Genomic DNA, 19,569 nt, shown 5'->3' with positions numbered 1-19,569 from the left:
AGATCACCTGAACAACGACAGGCAGCGCTTTCGCAGCGCGACTACGGTTTATCCGGTTTCACATGGTGGAGGTTGCTATGGCGATCACGCTCGAACATCCGGCGCGGGTCATAGCGCTGGAAAATGGCGAACTGTCCTCACGGGCCGCGGCCGAGGCCTATCTCGAAAAAATCTGCTTCAAGCTGGGACCACCGACGCTCATCGGCGCCGAACTGGAATGGCTCACCGTGCAGGGTGAGTGTTCGTCGTCGTCCGGCCCGTCGGCCGCCCCCCGCCCGCAACTGGCTGCACTCGCAGATGCCCTCGGACCCTACGCACCGCGGTCCATCGCCCCCGATTCACCGGCACTTCCGCTGCCAGGGGGCAGCCGGGTCACTATCGAACCCGGCGGTCAGATCGAACTCTCCAGCGCTCCGTTCGCCGCTGCCGCGCAGTTGTGCGAGGGACTGCACACCGATGCCCGGATGCTGCGGGATCTGCTCGAATCCCGATCCATCCGCACCGTCGCCGCCGCCGCCGATGCGGATCGCCGCCCCAAGCGGGTGCTGCGGTTACCGCGCTATCGCGCCATGGAACGGTCCTTCGGCGGTATCGGCCCCTTCGGCAAATTGATGATGTGCAATACCGCCGCGACGCAGGTCAGCGTCGATGCCGGTGCGGATCGCGCGGAGGTCACCGCGCGGTGGAATGCGCTGTACACCATCGGTCCCGCGCTATTGGCCGCCTTCGCTTGCTCACCCGAGTTACACGGCGCGCCGGTGGGTGCCTGGGCGTCCCAGCGGATGCGCACCTGGTTGCGTCTCGACCACGCCCGCACCCGTCCCGCGGTGGAGTCCTGGCCGGACCCGGTCACCGGCTATGCGCGTTGGGCCCTGGATGTCCCGCTGCTGTGCGTTCGCCGCCCCGATGGCATATCCGGCAACGGCAGCGATATCGGCTGGTCCGCGCCGCCGGAGGCGACCTTCGCGGACTGGTTATCCGGTGGGCTGGACGACGAGATCGGCCGGCGGCCCGATATCGACGATCTCGACTATCACCTGACCACGCTGTTCCCGCCGGTACGGGCCTCCGGCCACCTCGAGGTCCGCTACCTGGACGCTCAGCCCGATAACGACTGGACCGTCCCGATCCACATCTTCGACGCTCTGCTGTCGTCTCCCGCGGTCATCGTCGAGGCGACGGCGCTCGCCGCGCCGCTCGCGGGCCGCTGGCTCGACGCGGCACGCTGCGGGTTGGCCGATCCGCAGATCCGTCGCGTCGCGGTCGAGTTGCTGACCTTGGCCGCGGCACATGCGGCGAGTCCGGCGGCGGCCCGCGAGATCGAATCCGCCGCCGAGCGATGTCGCAGCGGTCGCACCCCGACCGGTGAACTCGTCGCACAGCGTGCGGATCAGCCCGAGGACCACCGGTGACCGGGGCCCCGCAGCCTCGAGTCGCCGACCAGAACAAGTTCGGGAGATACCCATCGTGACCATTCAGTTCCCCGCGACAGATAATTCCGGCACCGAACAATTGCGGGACCGGATCGCCGAAGCGCTCACCCGCGCAAGGGCTCGCACCACCGGCCTCACCACCCTCGATGAGGCGGAGCTGGTCGCCCAGCATTCGCGACTGATGAGCCCGCTCGTCTGGGATCTCGCCCATATCGGCAATCAGGAAGAGCTATGGCTGGTGCGCGATGTCGGCGGCCGCGAAGCCGTCCGCGCAGATATCGATGAGCTGTACGACGCCTTCAAACACGCTCGCGCCAATCGCCCGCAGCTCCCGCTGCTCGACCCCACCCAGGCCCGCGGCTATGTCCGCACCGTGCGCGACCGGGTGTGGGATGTCTTGGAAACCAGCGCTTTACACGGTGATCCGCTCGTCGACGGCGGTTTCGCATTCGGCATGATCGCCCAGCACGAGCAGCAGCACGACGAAACCATGCTCGCCACCCATCAATTGCGCACCGGCCCCGCCGTGCTCTCCGCACCCGCCGCGCCCACCGCCGACACTCCGGTCGGCGGCGAAGTCGTTATTCCCGCCGGCGAATTCACCATGGGCACCTCGACCGACCCGTGGGCGCTGGACAACGAGCGCCCGGCCCATCCGGTACACCTGCCCGCGTTCGCCATCGATGTCGCACCGATCACCAATGCGCAGTACCAGGCCTTTATCGCCGACGGCGGGTACGAGCGGCCCGAGCTGTGGTCCGAGCCCGGTTGGGCGCACCGGCAGCAGGCGGGCTTGGTGGCGCCGCAGTTCTGGGAGTGCGATCCGGTCGGGCACTGGTGGCGCCGGGTATTCGGCGTGATGACCCCGGTGCGCCCACAGCAGCCGGTGGTGCACGTCTGCTGGTTCGAAGCCGAGGCCTACGCCACCTGGGCCGGTAAACGCCTGCCCACCGAGGCCGAATGGGAGAAGGCGGCGCGCTTGGATCCGGAGACCGGGACTTCCCGCCGCTACCCATGGGGCGATGCCGAACCCGATTCCGCCACCGCGAATCTCGGCCAGCGGCACCTGGAACCCGCCGAAGTCGGCGCATACCCGGCCGGCGCCTCCCCGGGCGGTGTGCACCAGCTCATCGGCGACGTATGGGAATGGACCGCATCGGGTTTCGAGGCGTATCCCGGCTTCCGGGCCTTCCCGTACGCCGAATACTCCGATGTCTTCTTCGGCGGCGACTACCGAGTGCTGCGCGGCGGCTCCTTCGGCACCGATCCGGTCGCCTGCCGCGGCACCTTCCGCAACTGGGACCACCCGATTCGTCGCCAGATCTTCTCCGGCTTCCGCCTGGCTCGCGATCTGCGAAAAGGCGAGGGCGAGTGAGGGTATCGATAACCGCCGCGCCGAATCCGGTCGGCGGGCAGTCGGCCGCGATGCCACAACTGCCGACCGGCGCGTCGATGGGAGGTGGGCGCTGATGTGTCGTCAACTCGGTTACGTCGGCCCACCTGTGCGGGTGGGTGAGATGTTGACGCTCGGTTCGCATTCCCTGCGGACCCAGGCGTGGGCACCGAAGGATATGCGCGGGGGCGGGACGATCAATGCCGATGGGTTCGGGGTGGCCTGGTGGCGTGACGATGACGGCGTGACCGTCAGCAGGTATCGCAATGCGGCACCCATCTGGACCGATCCCGCGGTGGAAGAGGTGCTGCCGCAATTGGAGTCGCGGGCGGTATTGGCGGCGGTTCGCTCGGCCACCATTGGCATGCCGGTCGAGCGGAATGCCTGTGCGCCGTTCACCCACGGTCGGTGGGCATTCAGCCATAACGGTATGGTGCCCGATTGGCGGCGAGCCCTCAGCGCGGTCGCCGAGGAATTCGGCTCCACCGCAACCGAACTCGGCGCGGGTCCGCTGTTCGCCCCAGTCCAGTTGCTGGCGGCCGAATCCGCGACGGACTCGGCGACGCTCTGGGTGATACTGCGCGGCCTGCTTTCGACCGATACGCCCGATGGTTCGTGGGCGGCGGCACCGGCGGCATTGAATCTGCTGATCGCGGCGGTACTGGCCCAATCCCCGGGTGCCCGACTGAATTTACTGCTCGGCGATGGTCGGCAGTTGTGGGCGACCACCGTCTGCCACTCGCTATCGGCCCTGGTCACCGATGATTTCGCCCTCCTGTCCTCAGAACCGTTCGACGAGGACCCACGGTGGCAGCCGATTCCCGATCGACACCTGGTCAGCGCCCGCCCCGGTGCGCTTTCCGTCACGCCGCTACTCGACGTTCCAAGCACGAAAGGCTCGCTCCTATGACCGCACCCACGCTGGAGATCCACCTATCCGATGACGACCTCACCTCGGCGCTGCGCGCGGATGCCAGGCTCGGCCTGACCGCGGACCCGAAGTCGTTGCCGCCCAAGTGGTTCTACGACGCGCGCGGCAGTGAACTGTTCGAGCGGATCACCGAACTCCCCGAGTACTACCCGACCCGCACCGAACGCGCGCTGCTGGAGCGGGTCGTCGGCGAGATCGCCCGCACCGCACAGGCCGAGGTCCTGGTCGAACTCGGCTCGGGCTCGGCCGCCAAGACGCGGCTGCTGCTCTCCGCGCTGACCGCCGAAGGACCGCTGAAAACCTATGTTCCGCAGGATGTCTCGTCCTCGGCGCTGCGGGCCGCCGCCGGGGAGATCGCGGCCGAGTTCCCCGGCCTCGCGGTGCACGGCGTAATCAGCGATTTCACCGACACCCTGCATAACCTGCCGCGCGGCGGCCGACGCATGATCGCCTTCCTCGGCGGCACGCTCGGCAACCTCGTCCCCGCTGAACGGGCCGAGTTCCTGTCCAGCATCTACCAGGTGCTCGAGCCCGGCGAGCGGCTACTGCTCGGCGCGGGCCTGGTCATCGATCCCACCGTATTGGTCCCCGCCTACGACGACGCGGCTGGTGTCACCGCCGAATTCAACCGGAATGTATTGCATGTGTTGAACAGCCGTCTCGACGCCGATTTCGAACCGGATAAGTTCGCTCACGTCGCGGTCTGGGATACCGATAACGAGTGGATCGAAATGCGCCTGGAGGCCACCGAGGATATGACCGTGACGGTCCGTGAGCTCGACCTCACGGTCCGGTTCGCGCGCGGGGAGCAGATGCGCACCGAAATCTCGGCCAAATTCCGCATCGACGGACTGGATGCCGAACTGGCCGCCGCCGGATTCGAGACCGAACAGGTCTGGACCGATCCCGACTACCGCTTCGCGCTCGTCCTCGCCGCCCGCGGTTAGGCGCGAGCGGGCGCACCACTGACCACCGCGCCCAGCCATTCCATGAAGGGCCGCATCGCCTCCCAGGCGGTGCGGACCTCTTCGGCCGCGCGGGGCTTGTCCAACCAGGCCGGTGCGCCGTATTCCTTACCGCAGGTCAGCGATTTGTGCCGCAGCAGATCGATGCGCGGATGGTCGGCGTCGTACCCCTTCGGCTTGGTCTTCAACTGGTCACCGCCGATGGTGAATCCGGAATGGGTGAGCTCGGCCAGGATCGCCTCCAGCTCCGCGCCGCGGACCTCGTCATCGATCGTGGCGCGCAGCTGAGCGATCTGGGCGGGGGAGCCCGCATAGAAACCGGCGCCGACGAACAGCCCGGCGGCACTGATCTGCACATACCAGCCCGCACCAGGTGCCACGCTCACTACCGCGCCCTGCGCCGTCTTGTAGGGCACCTTGTCCTTGGAGAAGCGCACGTCCCGGTACGGGCGGAAGACCTTGGCGGTGCCGAAGTCCGCCTCCAACTCCGCGGTCAGCGCGATCATCGGCGCCTTGACCGACTCCTCGTAGACATCCCTGTGCGCGGTCCAGAAGGCCTTCGAGTTATCGGCTTCCAAATCCTCGTAGAAGTCGAGCCCCGCGAGCGGGAACCCACCGAATCGACTCATGGCCGGACCTCGCTGCGATCACTCATGGGACAACCCTACGGCGCGTGCGCTGGACGCGGCGACGGCCGGGCGATCCGCCGCCGCGCTGGTGCGAATTCGGTCAGTGGTAGCCGTACTCGGCCCGATCGACGATGCTCGGTGTCGGATTCCGGTCGGTCAGCTATTCGGCGAAACTACCCTTGACCAGCCGGTACTCGCGATCCTGGCAAAGGGCTGGCCGGGCCCTGATCGGTGCCGGTTGGGTCAGTCGGAGTCCGGGATCATGCTGCCGCTGAAGACGGTATAGACGAGGATCAGCCCGATGATCAGTGAGATGGTCGACACGATCGCGGCCCATTTGCCGAGGGATTCGCCCTTTTTGTGGCCGACGATGCCGAGAATGATGCCGACCGGGCCGAATAGGTAGGGGCAGAACAGTAAGGAGATGCCCGCACAGACGAAGGCGATGATCGACAGCGGCTGGGCTCCGGGGCGTGATCCCGGTGCGCGGTACGGCGGCGGAGTGTGGGCGCGATAGCCGCCGTTCGGGGTTTGCGGGTCGGCATCGTTGATCGGCGGATAGACCGTGCCGGGCTGATCTCGGTCATCGCGTGCCGAGGATTCGAGCGGCTCGGACCCGTCGACGGGTCTGTCGGGCGACGCATCGCCTGGTTCGGGATGCTGCGGAGTGGTCATCGAACTCTCCTCGTGTCATCCGGTCGGCGGGCAGGTGGGCTATAGGTCCGTATCGTTGACGATCTCCATCGCGGCGACCTCGGCGGGCCGCTCGTCCTCATCGGCAAGTGCGGCGGCCAGGCTGCGCGGGGTCCACTCCTGGTCGAGTTCCTCGCTGATGCCGAGTCGGCCGTCGTCCTCATTTTCGCGATAGCCGATGTGCAGGTCACCGGGCGGATCCTCGACATTGCGGCGATATGCGCGGATCTCGTCTTCCTGCTCGTCGTCCCCCATATCCATATCAAGCGGGTCACGGTCCATAACCCCAGTATCCCCCTCGGCATCCGGGTGAAGCGGATCAAACGCGGGCGTACGGTTGCCCGTTGAAGTGTCCGCATTTAGTTTCATTCGATACCGTATCGAATGAAGTAGTCTGGCGTCATGGCCGCCGATGTTCCTCACCGCACCGCTGCCTCGCGTGCGACCGACCGTCCCGGGGATCCTTCGCCTTTCGCTCTCGGCCTGCTGTTACGCCGGGCGCACTGGCGTGCGGCCTCGGTGATGGGGGAGGCGCTTCGGCCGCTCGGCATCGAGTTGCGGCATTTCGCGGTGCTGATCGAGCTGGTCAATCACGGGCCGACGGTGCAGCGGGATCTGGCGGCGGCGACGGGGTCGGACAAAGCCGGGATCATGCGCATCGTGGACGACCTGGAGCGCAAGGGTCTTGCCGTACGCAAGACCGTTGCGGGGGACCGGCGAGCCCGCGCAGTGGAGATCACACCTCGGGGACTGGAGCTCTTCGATGCGGCTCACGTGGCGGCGGAGCCGCTGGCTGAGCGTTTGGTTGCCGAACTGGGGCGCGGCGAGCCCGAGCGGTTGACGGATCTCCTGACCCGGCTCGCCGATTCCGCCGACGACGAGGCATAGTCGCGCCGCGCACCCGTTATCGCCGCGGGTAGGAGCCGCCGCGGCTGGCGGCGACGACAACCGGGTGGCCCTTGGCGGAGGGAGTCTCGCCGGCGGTGTGGCCGAGCAGGAGCGCGTTGTCCAGCCATGCCTCGATAGTCGAGGGGATCGAGAAGTTGTCCATGGGGCGCCGATCAGGACGGCGTCCGCCCGCTCCAGCTCCTGAATGAACTTCACGTGCGCGGCGAACACGGCGGACTGCTTCGGGCTATGAGCTTTCTCCACGGTGTAGTGCCCGCGGCGAGGGCTGACGATTAGCCATCCGAGATGGTATCGAACAATATAATATCGAATGATACTATTAGAGGTAAGAAGGCAGACCGGTTGAGTAGCTGGAGGCAGGCGATCATGGACGTCTATGCGGCGGTCACGAGCCGACGAGCAGTACGCGGGTTCATCGACCGACCGGTTCCGAGGGAGGTGCTGGAGCGCGTCCTGTCCGCCGCGACATGGGCGCCATCGGGATCGAACATTCAGCCATGGCACGCGTACGTGGTGACCGGCCCCGCATTGGCCGAGATCAAGAAGCGTGCCGGCGAGCGACTGGTCTCGAGCGGCCCCTGGGACGAGCCGGAGTACGAGATGTACCCGCCCGCTCTGAAGTCCCCCTATGGTGAGCGCCGGTCCGCCTTCGGCGAGCAGCGTTACGGCGCACTTGGTATTCCGCGGGAGGATCTGGAGGCGCGACAGCGGGCAGCGGCCGCGAACTGGGACTGTTTCGGCGCGCCCGCGGCCTTGTTCTGCTACATCGACCGTGACATGGGTCGGCCGCAATGGTCCGACGTCGGCATGTATCTGCAGACCGTCATGCTGCTGTTGCGCGCCGAAGGGCTGCACAGTTGCCCGCAGATGGCGTGGGCGAAGTTCCACAGGACCGTCGCGGAGGTCGTGTCACCACCGGACGAACTTGTCCTGTTCTGCGGCATGTCGATCGGGTACGAGGACGTCACCGCAGGTGACGCTCGTATAGGCCGGGCGCCGCTCGACGAGACAGTCACGTTCGTCGACGGCCTGCGACGCGGTTGCTCCTCGGCTGATCGAGGCGCTGCTTCTTGCCCCGCCCGGGTAACCACTCATAGGCCATTTCCGCACACGACCTCTATGAAAGGCATGCCATGATCGGTGCCGGTCAGTCATGGGTCTTACTCGCGTTGGCCACTACGTCGCGGTGTCGATCGTTGGTGCCGACCAGCTACCCCAGAGCGGCTACCTGCGGGCGAAGGTCGCCCAGGAAAAGCTCATCGAAGAATCGGAGATTCCCTACTCGATCGTGCGCGCCACTCGCGATTGGCATCGTTGTCAAGAGCGGACTACATCTGGGGAGGATCAGATGGTCGTCTTCAGCAATGACCGGGCGATCACGATTCGCTGGATCTGATTGGTGCCCTCGTAGATTTGAGTTACCTTGGCGTCGCGCATCATTCGCTCGACCGGAAAGTCCTTGACGTACCCCGCACCGCCCAGCAACTGCACGGCATCGGTGGTTACCGCCATCGCCGCATCGGATGCGAGGCATTTCGCCACAGCCCCGGCGACGGTGATGTCCGGGCCACCGGTGTCCAGTTCGCGGGCGGCCGCGTAGGTGGCGGCCCGTGCCGCTCGCACTCGAATCTCCATGTCGGCCACCATGAATTGCAAACCCTGGAAGTCGGCGAGGGGTTTGCCGAACTGCCGCCGCTCGCCGAGATAGCCGACGGCGACGTCGAGAGCGCCCTGCGCGATACCGACCGCCTGGGCCGCCACTGTCGTTCTGGTGCGATCCAGGGTTTTCAAGGCGATCTTCATGCCATCGCCCGGCATGCCGATCATCCGATCATCGGGCACACGGATGTCATCGAGAAAGATCTCGCAGGTGGGGGAGCCCTTCATGCCCATCTTGCGTTCGGGCGCCCCGAACGAGAGGCCCGCGTCGCCGGCCTCGACGACGAAGGCCGATATACCGCGCCCACCCGCGGACCGGTCGGTGGAAGCGAAGAGAACGTATGCCTGGGCGTGGCCCGCGTTGGTGATCCACCGCTTCGTGCCGCGCAGCAGCCAGCCGTCATCGGTCTTCGTCGCGCGTGCGGCGATGGCCGCGACGTCGCTGCCGGCGTCCGGCTCGGACAACGCGAACGCGCCGAGCCACTCGCCGCTCGCGATGCGCGGTAGGTAGCGGCGTTTCAGCGCTTCGGACCCGGCCAGTAGTAGCGGCAGGCTGAACAGCTCATTGGCTCCCGCGACCTGTTGGGTGCTGCCGCAGACGCGGGCGATTTCCTCGGCCACCACCGCGGCGGCGAGATGATCGCCACCCTGCCCGCCGTACTCCTCTGGGATCCCGATCGCATGCAGTCCCGCCGCGACCAGGGCGCGCAGCGAGTCGTGCGGAAACTCTTCGTGCTCATCCACTTTCGCGGCATGGGGTGCGATGCGCTCGGTCGCGACGGCACGGGCGAGCTCGCGCAGTGCCAGGTGGTCCGCACCGAGCCCGAACGAGGGCATGTCGCGGCGGATCATCGCGCCACGCGGCGCAAGCCGAGCAGTCGCACCGCGTTCTCCTTGAGCAGCAGAGGACGGTTCTCGTCGGAGAACTCCAGTTGGCCGAAGTCGCTCAGCCAGCGATCCGGGGTCAGCACCGGATAGTCGGAGCCGAACAGAACTTTGTGCCGCAGTAGGGAATTCGCCTGACGGACCAGCTGCGGCGGGAAGTACTTCGGTGACCACCCGGACAGGTCGATGTAGACGTTGGCCTTATGGGTCGCGATCGAGATCGAGGTGTCCACCCAGGGCACCGACGGATGGGCCATCACGATGGTGAGGCCGGGGAAGTCCGCGGCGATGTCGTCGAGCAGTAGGGGGTCGGAGTAGCGCAGTTTGATGCCCCGCCCGCCCGGCAGGCCCGCGCCGATGCCGGTCTGCCCGGTGTGGAACAAGGCAATCACGCCCAGCTCTTCGAGCGTGGCCCAGAGTGGGTAGTAGACAGGGTCGTTGGGCGCGAAACGTTGCAGACTCGGATGGAATTTGAAGCCCAGGACGCCGTACTGCTCGACCAGTCGGCGGGCTTGCCGCACCGCGGCCGCGCCGCGCAACGGGTCGACCGACCCGAACGGAATCAACACGTCCGCGTGCTCACACGCCTGCGCGGCGATGTCCTCGCTGGACAGTCCCGGATGACCGAGACCGGTCGAGGCGTCGACGGTGAAGACCACCGCCGCCATGTTCCGTTCCCGGTAGTAGGCCGCCAGCCGCTCGACGGTGGGCGTGCGGTCCACGCCGGCCTTGAAGTACTTCGCCGAAGCGTCCAGCAATTCGGCATCCAGCGCGAAGTGGCCGTGGCAGTCGGCCTCGACGTGGGTATGCATATCCAGCGCGACGATGGCGTCCGGGTCGATACGAGGTGCGAAGCGAGTCGTCATCATGTCTTTCGGGGCGAGTGGGAGATTCGGTGCGGGTCAGGGCAGCGCGGTGTGCCGACGCTTGCGCTCGAGTAGCTCGACGAGCAGTTCGTCGCGCTGGGCGACCATCGATTCCTGATCGATCTCGGCGAGTTCGTCGTCGACGCCGCAGACCAGCCGCGCGGCCAGCTCCGGCGTCAGCCGCGGCGCACCCAGATCGTCCATCCACGCCTGTGCGGGCGGTCCGAGATGTTCGAGGACGTGGGCCATTCCGCCGGGCCCGCCGGACAAATGCTGATTGACGAGGGGGCCGAGCAGCGCCCAGCGCAGGCCCGGTCCGTGCGCGATGGCCGCATCGATATCGGCGACGTCGGCCACGCCGCGCTCGACCAGGGAATACGCTTCGCGCCACAGCGCCGCCTGCAATCGGTTGGCGAGGTGACCGGGAACCTCCTTGTGCACCAGGATCGGTCGCTTGCCGACGGCCGCGTAGTAGGCCATGGAAGCGTCGACGATCGCTGGTTCGGTCCGTTGTCCCGGAACGACCTCGACGAGCGGGATGAGATACGCGGGATGGAACGGATGTCCGACCAAGACGCGTTCGGGGTGATCGCGGCACATATCCTGCAGTTGGCTGGGCATCAGGCCCGAGGAACTGCTGGCGATCGGAACATCCGCGGGCGCCGCCTGGTCGAGTTCGGCCAGCAGGCGCTGTTTCAGGTCGGTGCGCTCCGGACCGCTCTCCTGCACGAACTGGGCATCGGCGACCGCTGCCGCGGCACTCGCGGCGAACCGCAAGCGCTCCGGTGTCGCGCCCGCGCTGAGTCCGAGCCGGGTGAGTACCGGCCAGGCGTTCTCCACAGCCGCCCGGAGTCGTTGCTCCGCCCCTGGGGCCGGATCGAACGCCGTCACGTCGAGTCCGCGAGCCAGGAAAAGCGCTGCCCATCCCGCACCGATCACCCCGGTGCCGATGACCGCCACCCGGTCGAGAGGGCCGTTCATCGCGAGCCCTCCGTCCGGCGGCGAGCGTAGTCGACATAGGCGTCGAGCGAGCTCGGGTCCAGCAGTGCGTCAGGTGCCGCGACGGCCCGAATATCCGCGCCCCGCAGGATCTTCTTGACGGGAACCTCGAGTTTCTTGCCCGTGCGGTTATAAGGAACGCTCGGCATGGCCACGACCTCGTCGGGGATGTGGCGTGGTGACAAGCTCGTGCGCAGCCGGGTGACGAGTGCGCGCCGCAGCGGCTCGTCGAGTTGTCGACCCTCTCGAAGGACGACGAACAGGATCAGCTCACCCAGCCCGCCCTGCGGATCTTCGAGGTGGATGACCACACTGTCGGCGATTTCGGCGACGGACTCCAGCGCGGTGTAGAACTCAGCGGTCCCCAGCCGCACGCCCCCGCGATTGAGGGTGGCATCCGATCGTCCGGTGATCGCGCAGGATCCGACAGGGGAGAAGCGGCACCAGTCGCCGAACCGGAAAGTGCGCGGATAGTCGTCGAAATAGGCAGCCCGCAAACGGCTTCCGTCCGCGTCGCCCCAGAATCCCACGGGCATGGACGGCATCGGCGCGCGGATGACCAGCTCACCGAGTTCGCCGACCACCGCGGCGCCGCCCTCGTCGAACGCACATACATCCACGCCGAGGCTCGCGCCCGACATCTCGCCCACCCAGACCGGCTGGAGCGGGGATCCCTGTACCAACCCGGTGCACACGTCGGTGCCGCCGCTGCCGACATTGAGCAACACCCGGTTGCCGAACTGCTGGGCCACCCAATGGAAGCCTTCGGCCGGGAACGGGCTGCCCGCGACGCCGAGCTGGCGCAGCCGCGACAGGTCGAATTCAGCAGCGGGATCGATGCTTTCCCTGCGGCAGGCCATCAGGTAGCCCGGACTCGCGCCCATCAGGGTCGCGCCGGTCCGTTCCGCTAGTCGCCACTGTTCCCGCAGGTCGGGATACAGCGGATTCCCGTCGATCATGACCAGCGACGAGCGGACCAGCAGTGCCGAGACCAGGCAGTTCCACATCATCCAAGCGGTGGTGGTGAACCACAGCAGCCGATCGCCCGGGCCCAGATCCCAGTGGAACGCATGATTCTTCAAGTGCTCCAACAAGATTCCGCCATGCCCGTGCACGATGGCCTTGGGCTTTCCGGTGGTACCCGAAGAGAACAACACGTACAGCGGATGGTCGAACTCCACCGGTTCGAAATCGAGTGGTTCTTCGGTGTCGACGGACAGATCCGACCAGGCGACGGTATCGGCGAGGTCGTAAGGGCCATAGGGAACATGCACCACGTGCTCGAGTGAGGGGATGCCGCTGCGGATTTCGGCGACCTCGGCGCGCCGTTCGACCGTCTTGGCCCCGTAGCTGTAGCCGCCCACCGTCAGCAGAACTTTCGGTTCCACCTGGCCGAAGCGATCGATCACACTGTGTGCGCCGAATTCCGGTGCACAGCAGGCCCACACGGCGCCGAGGCTGGCGGTCGCCAGAAACGCGACCAGCGTCTCGGGGCAATTGGGCAGGTAGGCCACGACCCGGTCGCCCCGCCGGACGCCGAGTCGACGCAGCCCCGCGCGAATCCGGCGTACTTGCTCGGCGAGCTGAGCGAAGGTGAGCCGCACCGGTTCTCGTGTTTGGGAGTAGCCGATCACCGCGATGCGATCAGCGTCCTCGGGCTCGCCGAAACAGTGCTCGGCATAGTTGAGGGTCGCACCGGTGAACCAGCGGGTTCCGGGCATGGTGGGCTGTTCCAGCACGGCCCGATATGGGCTGTGTGCCTTGATGGCGAAGTACTGCCAGACCGATTCCCAGAACTGCGGCAACTCCCGCACCGACCAGGATCGAAGATCGTTCCAGGACGTGAGCTCGACTCCGTGCTCCGCCTCGAGCCAGCGCATGAAATCCCGGACCCGGGCTCGCTCGGCGCCCGTCGGATCGGGCAGGTAGAGGAGTTCGGGCTGCGCTGCGGGCATGGTGAGTTCGGTGGTCATTCAGTGCCCCTGACTAACGGTCACCTTGCCGGACCGCCCGGCGAGGAACGCATTCATACGGTCTTTGGCCTCGGAGCTGCTCTGCGCCACCGCCGCCATGAGCGATTCCAGCAGCAGTCCCGTTTCCGGCGGAGCTTCCGCGATACGCGGAAGGGCTTGCAGGACAGCGTAATTCGTGATCGGCGAGTTCTCGGCGATCCTGGCGGCCAAGTCGAGCGCCAGAGTCAGCCCCTGGTGTTCGGGGGTGCGATAGTGCACGAGCCCGACGCGTTCACCGTCCCCGGCGGTCAGCACCCGTCCGGTCAGCATCATGTCGGTCATCCGGTGTGCACCGATCAGCCTGGGCACCCGCACCGACGCTCCGCCACCGACGAACAGGCCGCGCTGCCCCTCCGGTAGGGCGAAGTAGGCCGAGTCCTCGGCGACGCGCAGGTGAGCCGCCGCCGCGAGTTCGAGACCCCCACCGATCACCGCGCCCTTGAGTACGGCGATCACCGGGAGTTCGCAGGATTCGATCCGAGCCAAGGCGGCGTGCCACATCCGAGAGTGGCGCAGCCCGGCGACCGCATCGCGTTCGCTCAATTCGGACAGGTCGAGTCCCGCCGAGAAGTGATCACCGTCGGCGGCCAGCACGACGACTTTCGCGGTGGGTGGCGGCTCGGCGAAGACCCGCCCCAGCGCGAGGATCGTTGCATCGTCGAGGGCATTGCGCTTTTCGACCCGCCGCAGCGTCACAACGGCGATGTCGCCGTCGATCTCGAGTCGGATTGTGCCTGGAAGCCCGGTCTCGGCGCTGCTCACATCGCACTCCTAAATTGACAGGAAACCTGATGGTACGGATTCTGAGCTACCATCAGGTTTCCTGTCAATAGGAAAGATGGATGGCGGCAATGACCAGTACTTCCCCGAAGTCGACGCCGTCGCTGCTCTATTCCGTGAAGCGGCTGGAACTGGCGATTCGGTCGCACCTGGACGAGATGCTGCGCGGATCCGGCATAACGACACTGCAATACACGGCGCTCACCGTGCTGGCGCACCGGGACGGAATCTCCGCCGCACAACTCGCGCGCGACTCCTTCGTGACGCCACAGTCGATGGCGGACATGGTGCGGGCCCTCGAACAGCGCGAACTGATTCACCGCACCCCGAACCCCGACAGCAAAAGGGAACTGCTGGTTTACATTACGGAGTCCGGGCGCGGGCTGCTCCGTGACTACGCGGCGGCCGCGGGCGGCATCGAGGAGCGGATGACTGCCGCGTTGACCGCCGGACAGACCGAGGCATTCCGGACCGCTCTCGGCATAGCTTGGTCGGCGCTGCGGCGGCAGTGATCCGGAGGACTCGACGCACACCGGCCCTCGATCCTCGCCATCAGCGAATCCGACTCCGCCACAACATGATCCAGCGCTACGCAGCAGATCCACCGGCTCGGGCTCAACCGAGTGCCGTGGCGGTGCTTGGCAGGTCGGCTCGGCCGCGGATATCGGTGGCGTCGGTTGGTCGGGACCCGCCGCATGTGGGGTCTGTGCTCGCCAGGAGTGACGACGATAGACCGTCGATTTACACAATTCAATATATTGACCTAGGTGGTTTTGCCGTGCTGTGATGGCGCTCACGTTTTCCAAAACCCCAAAGGCGAGGTGTTCCATGACCCCCAGCGCAGAGGCCCTATCGCTGGAGATCCGCGATGTCGGCGTGTCATTCGACGGAGTCCGGGCGCTCGACGGAGTCACCCTCTCGGCGGCTGCCGGACGGGTCACCGCCGTCATCGGGCCCAACGGTGCCGGTAAGTCGACGCTGCTCAATTGCGTCTCCGGGCTCTACCGACACAGCGGAGACATCAGGCTGGGCGGAGTGTCGCTCAGCACGCTGGCGCCCCATCGGCGGGCGCGCTTCGGACTGGCCCGAACCTTCCAGACGCCGGCTCTGGTGGACGAGCTCCCGGCCGTGGACAACGCGATGCTCGGTGCGGCGGCCATGGCGCGGCCGGAGCGTGAACACCGGCTGCGCCAACGGGCGGTCGAACTGCTGGACCGGTTCGGGGTAGACGCGGTGCGGGATCGTCCGGCGGGCTCGCTGTCGCACGGTGATCGGCGCCGTGTGGAGATCGCCCGCGCGCTGCTGCCCGGTCCCGCGCTGCTGCTTCTGGACGAGCCCGCCGCCGGACTGGACCACGACGAGGCCATGGAGCTACTCACCGCCGTCCTGGAGATCTGCGGGACATGCGTGCTGGTCGAGCACGATGTGGAGCTGGTGATGAAGCTGGCCGGGCACGTCGTGGTACTGGACACCGGGCGGGTGCTGGCCGAGGGACCGCCGGCGCAGGTCGTCAATGACCAGAAGGTGATCGACGCCTACCTGGGACAGGAGATCCCCGCGTGAGCGGCACGCTGCTGGTGGCGGATCTGCGGGCCTGGTACGGCAAGGTCGAGGTGCTGCACGGTGTCGATTTGACGGCCGCCGCCGGTGAGATCGTCGCGCTCGTGGGACCCAACGGCGCGGGCAAGACCACTTTGCTGCGCGGCATCTCACGGACCGTCCGCACCACCGGCACGATCGCCGTGGACGGCGTGGACGTAGCTCGCCTGAACGCTCCCGCGGTGGCGCGTCTGGGCGTCGGTCATGTGCCACAGGGCCGGGGCACCTTTCCCGAGTTGTCGGTCGGGGAGAACCTGCGGCTCGGCTCGCTGGCCCGGGGCCGCCGGTTCCATTCCGAGCGCACCGCCGATCTCGACCGGCTGCTGGCGACCTTCCCGATCCTGCGGGAGTTCCTGGACCGTCCCGCCGGGGCGCTGTCCGGCGGGCAGCAGCAGATGCTGGCGCTGGCCCGGGCCCTGCTGGGTCGGCCGATGTTGCTGCTGGTGGACGAGCCGTCGCTCGGTCTGGCCCCGTCCACAACCCTCGACCTGTTCCGCATGTTCGACGACCTGCGCTCGGACTGGGGGCTGACGATCGTGCTCGCCGAGCAGAACGCCCGGCTGTCGCTGCAGGTGGCCGACCAGGCCGTCGTGCTGTCGACCGGCCAAGTGATGTTCCAAGGCCCGGCCACGGAGGTGGCGGCATCGCCGCACCTGCGTGCGGCCTATCTGGGAAAGGAGGCCCTGACGTGACGGAGTTGCTCCAGCAGATCGTCAACGGACTGAGCACAGGCTGTGTGTACGCGGCCCTCGCGCTGGCGATCTCGGTGATCTATCAAGGGGCGGGCATCCTCAACTTCGCACAGGGCGAGATGGCCGCGGTAGCGGCGTACTCGGCCTGGTGGCTCGATGCGCTCGGCTGGCCGACGTGGGTAGCCCTGCCGGTGGTCTTCGTGGGGGCGGCAGCGCTGGGCGCGGTGATCGAGCGCCTGCTGATCCGCCCGGTGGAGGGCGCGTCGGTGCTGGCGCTGGTCACCGTGTCGACAGCGCTGCTGCTCGGCATCAACGGGCTGGTGACGGTCCTGTGGGGCACCGACCCGCACAGCCTGGCCAGCCCGTTCGGCGCGCAGGCGCTGAACGTCGGCCCGGTGACGGTCACCTCGCAGCAGCTCGGTGGGGCTGCGGCCGTGCTGGTGGTGATGGCCGCGGTCGGGCTGTTCTTCCGCTTCTCCGACGTCGGGCTGCGGATGAAGGCGGTGTCACAGAACCCGGACTCCGCCGTCCTGCTCGGAATCCAGCCGGGCTGGATGCGCGCCGCCGGCTGGGCACTGGCCGCTGCGGTCGGCGCCGTCGCCGGATTCGTGGCGGCACCGGCGACCGGGGTCAACCCGGACATGATGCAGGCGCCGCTGCTGATGGCGTTCGCAGCGGCCGCGCTCGGCGGGTTCGGCAGCCGGATCGGCGCCGTGGTCGGCGGGATCGTCCTGGGCGTGCTGACCGCGCTGGCCTCCCGATATGTCCCGGGCCTGAATGGTGACCTGGCGCTGTCCGTTCCATTCGGCGTCATCTTCCTGGTCCTGCTGCTGCGGCCGCACGGGCTGTTCTCCCGGGGATCGGCGGTGCGCGCATGAGGGCCTTGGCGACACTTCCGCGAGCGAGGACGCTGGCCTGGGCGGTCGTGGCCGTCGTGGCGGTCGTTGCCCCGTACGTCGTGGACGACTATCAGGTTTTCCAGCTCGCCCGGCTGACCACCACGGCCATGGCCGTCGCGAGTCTGGTGCTGCTGACCGGGTGGAGCGGACAGGTCAGCGCCGGCCACGGCGCGTTCTTCGGGGTGGGCGCGTACGCCACCGCCATTCTGATCGTCAAGGCGGGACTGCCCTGGCCGCTGGCGGTGGTGCTGGCCACGCTGATCAGCTTCCTGGCCGGGTTGCTGACGGGACTACCCGCGCTCCGTATCCGCGGCATCAGCCTCGCGCTCATCACCCTGGTCCTTGCCGTGCTGTTGCCCCCGCTGATCGTCCGCTTCGAGGACCTGACCGGTGGCTCGACCGGTATGCCGCTTCCGACGGTGCGCACACCAGCGGGGGTCCAGCTCTCGGGTGCGCAGTTCCTCTATCTGGTGACACTGGCTGTCCTCGCGGCCGTCCTGGTACTGCTGGCCCTCGTGTGCCGAGGGCGCACGGGCCGTGCGCTGGCCGCGCTGCGTGACCAGCCGGTCATGGCGGCAACGGCGGGCGTGCCGACGGCCAGGTTGTCGCTGCTGGTCTTCGGTGCCAGCGGCGCCATCGCCGGGCTCGGTGGAGCGCTCAACGCGCTGGCGATCCAATCGGTGGTGGCGGATTCCTACACCTTCACCGTGTCGCTGGCACTTCTGACCGGCGCGGTCGTCGGCGGCATCCGGTCGTGGGCCGGCGCGCTGATCGGCGCCGTGTTCGTCGTCTACATCCCCCAAATCGTCAGCGACTCCGTCGGCGACAGCCTGTCCGGCAACTGGACCCAGGTCGTGTACGCCGTACTGCTGCTCATCGTCCTCTACTCGGCCCCCCAGGGACTCGCCGGACTGGGCACCCGCCTGGCTGCCTTCCGGATTCCCGGTGCACGTCTCATCCCTACTCCCAGGACACAGTCATGACCATCACACGAAGAAACGCCCTCGCCTGCCTCCTCGCCACGGGCCTCGCCGCCGCCTTCGCCACTTCGTGCGGACGCACCGACGAGACCTCGACGGTGTCCTCCGACGCCTCCTCCGGTGATCCGATCATCGTCGCGAGCAGCTTCCCCATGTCGGGTCCGTACGCCCCGATCGCCGCCGTCAGCAAGGGCGCGGCGGCCTACTTCGACAAGGTGAATGCCGAGGGCGGCGTCAACGGCCGCAAGATCAAGTACGTGGCGTACGACGACGGCTACGACCCCGGCCGCGCCGCCGCCAACGTCCGCCGCGGCGTCGACCAGGACAAGGCCCAGGCGTTCCTGACCTTCGGGGTACCCGGCGAGGTGGTCCGTCCCTACCTCAACCAGCGCAAGGTGTTCAATGTCGCCTGGTCTGGTTCCACCCAGTTCTCGCAGGTCGACCAGTTCCCCTATTCGCACGCCTGGTGGCCTGACCTCACCGCGGAGACCGGGGTCGTCGCGCAGTACGTCGGCAAAGAGTTGCCGAAGGCCAAAGTCGGCGTGCTCACGCTCAACAACGACCTGGCCGACGCCGCCGAGGCCGGGTTCAAGGCGGGCGGGGTCACCCCGGAGGTCTTCCTGAAGGTGCCGCCCAACCAGCAGGACAACACCGCCCAGGTGGCGCAGCTGAAGTCGGCGGGGGTCGACGTGCTGTACCTGGCGCTGGGCGCGCCGCAGATGGTGCCGACACTGCAATATATGGCCCAGATCGGCTACCGGCCGAAGACCTTCGTCTACTCGATCACGGTCAACCACACCAGTCTGCTCGACCCGCTGACCCCCAAGATCTCCGCGGGCCTGCACGCAGCGCTGTGGCTGGCCGACCCGGCCGACCCGGGCTGGGCGAACGACCCGGGCATCCGGGCATACAAGAAGGACGTCGCCGCCTCCGGCGTCGATGCCGGCGACATGCTGGTGCTCAATGGCTTCGCGGGTGCCGCGGCTCTGGTCGCCACCATGAAGAACGCCAAGACCCAAGACGCCGACGGTTACAATGCGGCCTGGAACGCGATGAAAGGCGTGCCGGCGCCCGGTCTGATCGGCGCCACCCTGAACGCGGGTCCCGGCGGGCGGCTGGTCTACCGCTACCAGGTGATGGAGTTCGACGGGTCGAGCTGGCAGACCCGTGGTCCGGTGCAGGACGTCGTCACGTCCGGACTGATCAAGTGAACGGCCGCACGCTGGCACGGCCGCAACGGAGCCG

Annotated in this window: 20 protein-coding genes and 2 pseudogenes; 13 read left to right on the top strand and 9 right to left on the bottom strand. The window is 67.3% G+C overall.

Annotated elements, in window-relative coordinates; translation table 11 throughout:
- Nucleotides 1–77: 77 nt before the first annotated feature.
- The 4 genes from egtA to egtD all read left to right on the top strand — a co-directional run bounded on the left by egtA (nucleotide 78) and on the right by egtD (nucleotide 4,704).
- Nucleotides 78–1,412: an ergothioneine biosynthesis glutamate--cysteine ligase EgtA gene (egtA, locus tag ACW2Q0_RS09315; protein ID WP_457188216.1), complete on the top strand. Its 1,335-nt coding sequence runs from the start codon at nucleotides 78–80 to the stop codon at nucleotides 1,410–1,412.
- 61 nt (nucleotides 1,413–1,473) lie between these two features.
- On the top strand, nucleotides 1,474–2,808 hold the full coding sequence (egtB, locus tag ACW2Q0_RS09310; protein WP_457188325.1) for an ergothioneine biosynthesis protein EgtB: 1,335 nt from the start codon (nucleotides 1,474–1,476) through the stop codon (nucleotides 2,806–2,808).
- Between the two features lie 94 nt (nucleotides 2,809–2,902).
- A complete protein-coding gene (egtC, locus tag ACW2Q0_RS09305) occupies nucleotides 2,903–3,736 on the top strand; it encodes an ergothioneine biosynthesis protein EgtC (protein ID WP_457188214.1) in 834 nt (277 codons plus the stop codon).
- Entirely contained in the window at nucleotides 3,733–4,704 is a 972-nt protein-coding gene (gene egtD / locus ACW2Q0_RS09300; protein ID WP_457188212.1) for an L-histidine N(alpha)-methyltransferase, read from the top strand. Before egtC ends, egtD begins: the two co-directional genes overlap by 4 nt.
- On the opposite strand, the gene ACW2Q0_RS09295 is transcribed toward egtD, so the two are convergent.
- From ACW2Q0_RS09295 to ACW2Q0_RS09285, 3 genes are all read right to left on the bottom strand, one after another.
- Nucleotides 4,701–5,351, bottom strand: a complete 651-nt coding sequence (locus ACW2Q0_RS09295) for a DUF2461 domain-containing protein (RefSeq protein WP_457188210.1) — start codon at nucleotides 5,349–5,351, stop codon at nucleotides 4,701–4,703. The two genes, egtD and ACW2Q0_RS09295, sit on opposite strands and share 4 nt — an antisense overlap.
- A gap of 243 nt (nucleotides 5,352–5,594) precedes the next feature.
- Nucleotides 5,595–6,026 carry a hypothetical protein gene (locus ACW2Q0_RS09290; protein WP_457188208.1) on the bottom strand — a complete coding sequence of 144 codons (432 nt, stop codon included), beginning with the start codon at nucleotides 6,024–6,026 and terminating at the stop codon, nucleotides 5,595–5,597.
- A 39-nt stretch (nucleotides 6,027–6,065) separates the two neighbouring features.
- Entirely contained in the window at nucleotides 6,066–6,326 is a 261-nt protein-coding gene (locus tag ACW2Q0_RS09285; protein ID WP_457188206.1) for a hypothetical protein, read from the bottom strand.
- Nucleotides 6,327–6,446: 120 nt separating this feature from the next.
- On the opposite strand from ACW2Q0_RS09285, the gene ACW2Q0_RS09280 reads away from it, so the two are divergent.
- Entirely contained in the window at nucleotides 6,447–6,932 is a 486-nt protein-coding gene (locus tag ACW2Q0_RS09280) for a MarR family winged helix-turn-helix transcriptional regulator (protein ID WP_457188204.1), read from the top strand.
- Nucleotides 6,933–6,948: 16 nt separating this feature from the next.
- On the opposite strand, the gene ACW2Q0_RS09275 is transcribed toward ACW2Q0_RS09280, so the two are convergent.
- Nucleotides 6,949–7,095: a hypothetical protein gene (locus tag ACW2Q0_RS09275; protein WP_457188202.1), complete on the bottom strand. Its 147-nt coding sequence runs from the start codon at nucleotides 7,093–7,095 to the stop codon at nucleotides 6,949–6,951.
- A 224-nt stretch (nucleotides 7,096–7,319) separates the two neighbouring features.
- Between ACW2Q0_RS09275 and ACW2Q0_RS09270 the strand changes: the two are divergent.
- Together ACW2Q0_RS09270 and ACW2Q0_RS09265 are read left to right on the top strand one after the other, a co-directional pair.
- Nucleotides 7,320–7,976: pseudogene (locus ACW2Q0_RS09270) on the top strand (nitroreductase); the annotation flags it as partial.
- Nucleotides 7,977–8,115: 139 nt separating this feature from the next.
- Nucleotides 8,116–8,256: pseudogene (locus ACW2Q0_RS09265) on the top strand (LysR family transcriptional regulator); the annotation flags it as partial.
- 41 nt (nucleotides 8,257–8,297) lie between these two features.
- Here ACW2Q0_RS09265 and ACW2Q0_RS09260 read toward each other — a convergent pair.
- From ACW2Q0_RS09260 to ACW2Q0_RS09240, 5 genes are read right to left on the bottom strand one after another with little or no spacing between them, the layout of a single operon-like run.
- On the bottom strand, nucleotides 8,298–9,449 hold the full coding sequence (locus tag ACW2Q0_RS09260) for an acyl-CoA dehydrogenase family protein (protein ID WP_457188200.1): 1,152 nt from the start codon (nucleotides 9,447–9,449) through the stop codon (nucleotides 8,298–8,300).
- Nucleotides 9,450–9,460: 11 nt separating this feature from the next.
- Nucleotides 9,461–10,363, bottom strand: a complete 903-nt coding sequence (locus ACW2Q0_RS09255) for an amidohydrolase family protein (RefSeq protein ID WP_457188198.1) — start codon at nucleotides 10,361–10,363, stop codon at nucleotides 9,461–9,463.
- 36 nt (nucleotides 10,364–10,399) lie between these two features.
- The gene (locus ACW2Q0_RS09250) at nucleotides 10,400–11,344 is read right to left on the bottom strand and encodes a 3-hydroxyacyl-CoA dehydrogenase NAD-binding domain-containing protein (RefSeq protein WP_457188196.1); all 945 of its coding nucleotides are present in this window, start codon (nucleotides 11,342–11,344) and stop codon (nucleotides 10,400–10,402) included.
- Entirely contained in the window at nucleotides 11,341–13,335 is a 1,995-nt protein-coding gene (locus ACW2Q0_RS09245) for an acetoacetate--CoA ligase (RefSeq protein ID WP_457188194.1), read from the bottom strand. The genes ACW2Q0_RS09250 and ACW2Q0_RS09245 overlap by 4 nt, the downstream gene beginning before the upstream one ends.
- Nucleotides 13,336–14,136, bottom strand: a complete 801-nt coding sequence (locus ACW2Q0_RS09240) for a crotonase/enoyl-CoA hydratase family protein (RefSeq protein ID WP_457188192.1) — start codon at nucleotides 14,134–14,136, stop codon at nucleotides 13,336–13,338.
- 89 nt (nucleotides 14,137–14,225) lie between these two features.
- Between ACW2Q0_RS09240 and ACW2Q0_RS09235 the strand changes: the two genes are divergently transcribed.
- The 6 genes from ACW2Q0_RS09235 (at nucleotide 14,226) to ACW2Q0_RS09210 (ending at nucleotide 19,535) form a co-directional block, all read left to right on the top strand.
- The gene (locus tag ACW2Q0_RS09235; RefSeq protein ID WP_457188190.1) at nucleotides 14,226–14,666 is read left to right on the top strand and encodes a MarR family winged helix-turn-helix transcriptional regulator; all 441 of its coding nucleotides are present in this window, start codon (nucleotides 14,226–14,228) and stop codon (nucleotides 14,664–14,666) included.
- Between the two features lie 316 nt (nucleotides 14,667–14,982).
- The gene (locus ACW2Q0_RS09230) at nucleotides 14,983–15,717 is read left to right on the top strand and encodes an ABC transporter ATP-binding protein (RefSeq protein WP_457188189.1); all 735 of its coding nucleotides are present in this window, start codon (nucleotides 14,983–14,985) and stop codon (nucleotides 15,715–15,717) included.
- On the top strand, nucleotides 15,714–16,445 hold the full coding sequence (locus ACW2Q0_RS09225) for an ABC transporter ATP-binding protein (protein ID WP_457188188.1): 732 nt from the start codon (nucleotides 15,714–15,716) through the stop codon (nucleotides 16,443–16,445). Before ACW2Q0_RS09230 ends, ACW2Q0_RS09225 begins: the two co-directional genes overlap by 4 nt.
- Nucleotides 16,442–17,323: a branched-chain amino acid ABC transporter permease gene (locus ACW2Q0_RS09220; RefSeq protein WP_457188186.1), complete on the top strand. Its 882-nt coding sequence runs from the start codon at nucleotides 16,442–16,444 to the stop codon at nucleotides 17,321–17,323. The genes ACW2Q0_RS09225 and ACW2Q0_RS09220 overlap by 4 nt, the downstream gene beginning before the upstream one ends.
- Nucleotides 17,324–17,328: 5 nt before the next feature.
- The gene (locus tag ACW2Q0_RS09215; protein ID WP_457188184.1) at nucleotides 17,329–18,327 is read left to right on the top strand and encodes a branched-chain amino acid ABC transporter permease; all 999 of its coding nucleotides are present in this window, start codon (nucleotides 17,329–17,331) and stop codon (nucleotides 18,325–18,327) included.
- Nucleotides 18,324–19,535 (top strand): ABC transporter substrate-binding protein, encoded by a 1,212-nt coding sequence (locus ACW2Q0_RS09210; RefSeq protein WP_457188181.1) that lies wholly within the window; start codon nucleotides 18,324–18,326, stop codon nucleotides 19,533–19,535. The genes ACW2Q0_RS09215 and ACW2Q0_RS09210 overlap by 4 nt, the downstream gene beginning before the upstream one ends.
- The last annotated feature ends 34 nt before the right edge of the window (nucleotides 19,536–19,569 follow it).

This window comes from Nocardia citri, assembly GCF_054065835.1.
The sequence above is the reverse complement of the archived record's forward strand: the minus strand, read 5'-3'. Positions and strand labels throughout refer to the sequence as shown.

Coding starts and splice junctions, on each gene's coding strand:
- egtA (WP_457188216.1), top strand. CDS start 78: ATGGCGATCACGCTCGAACATCCGGCGCGGGTCATAGCGCTGGAAAAT.
- egtC (WP_457188214.1), top strand. CDS start 2,903: ATGTGTCGTCAACTCGGTTACGTCGGCCCACCTGTGCGGGTGGGTGAG.
- egtD (WP_457188212.1), top strand. CDS start 3,733: ATGACCGCACCCACGCTGGAGATCCACCTATCCGATGACGACCTCACC.
- ACW2Q0_RS09295 (WP_457188210.1), bottom strand. CDS start 5,351: ATGAGTCGATTCGGTGGGTTCCCGCTCGCGGGGCTCGACTTCTACGAG.
- ACW2Q0_RS09290 (WP_457188208.1), bottom strand. CDS start 6,026: ATGACCACTCCGCAGCATCCCGAACCAGGCGATGCGTCGCCCGACAGA.
- ACW2Q0_RS09285 (WP_457188206.1), bottom strand. CDS start 6,326: ATGGACCGTGACCCGCTTGATATGGATATGGGGGACGACGAGCAGGAA.
- ACW2Q0_RS09280 (WP_457188204.1), top strand. CDS start 6,447: ATGGCCGCCGATGTTCCTCACCGCACCGCTGCCTCGCGTGCGACCGAC.
- ACW2Q0_RS09275 (WP_457188202.1), bottom strand. CDS start 7,095: ATGGACAACTTCTCGATCCCCTCGACTATCGAGGCATGGCTGGACAAC.
- ACW2Q0_RS09260 (WP_457188200.1), bottom strand. CDS start 9,449: ATGCCCTCGTTCGGGCTCGGTGCGGACCACCTGGCACTGCGCGAGCTC.
- ACW2Q0_RS09255 (WP_457188198.1), bottom strand. CDS start 10,363: ATGACGACTCGCTTCGCACCTCGTATCGACCCGGACGCCATCGTCGCG.
- ACW2Q0_RS09250 (WP_457188196.1), bottom strand. CDS start 11,344: ATGAACGGCCCTCTCGACCGGGTGGCGGTCATCGGCACCGGGGTGATC.
- ACW2Q0_RS09245 (WP_457188194.1), bottom strand. CDS start 13,335: ATGACCACCGAACTCACCATGCCCGCAGCGCAGCCCGAACTCCTCTAC.
- ACW2Q0_RS09235 (WP_457188190.1), top strand. CDS start 14,226: ATGACCAGTACTTCCCCGAAGTCGACGCCGTCGCTGCTCTATTCCGTG.
- ACW2Q0_RS09230 (WP_457188189.1), top strand. CDS start 14,983: ATGACCCCCAGCGCAGAGGCCCTATCGCTGGAGATCCGCGATGTCGGC.
- ACW2Q0_RS09210 (WP_457188181.1), top strand. CDS start 18,324: ATGACCATCACACGAAGAAACGCCCTCGCCTGCCTCCTCGCCACGGGC.